Origin of the sequence: Methylobacterium sp. J-072, assembly GCF_022829425.1 — a bacterium.
Taxonomy (GTDB): Bacteria; Pseudomonadota; Alphaproteobacteria; order Rhizobiales; family Beijerinckiaceae; genus Methylobacterium.
In genome coordinates, this window is sequence record NZ_JAKSYK010000163.1 from 1 (window position 1) to 282 (window position 282).

Below are 282 nucleotides of genomic sequence, written 5' to 3' on the forward strand. Positions count from 1 at the left end.
GTGGGCCAGGTCATCCTCGCCTCGAGCAACGTCTCGGCCGGCTCGCAGGAGCTGTCGTCCTCGGCCGAGCAGCTGTCGCAGGGCTCGACCGAGCAGGCCGCCTCCACCGAAGAGGCCTCGGCCTCCATGGAGGAGATGGCGCAGGAGCTGGATGGCGACGTCCCGGACGGAGCAGCAGGGCGAGGTCGCGGCCAGGCGCAGCTTCTCGCCGGCCCGGTGCTCGAAATGCGGCGCCGCGAACCAGCCGAAATGCTCCGGCCCCAGGATCTCGCCGTCGCGCCG

The 282-nt window shown here is 72.3% G+C and carries 1 pseudogene; it reads right to left on the minus strand.

Annotated elements, in window-relative coordinates:
• Positions 1-99 precede the first annotated feature (99 nt).
• Positions 100-282, minus strand: a pseudogene (locus MKK67_RS32665) (LysR family transcriptional regulator); the annotation flags it as partial.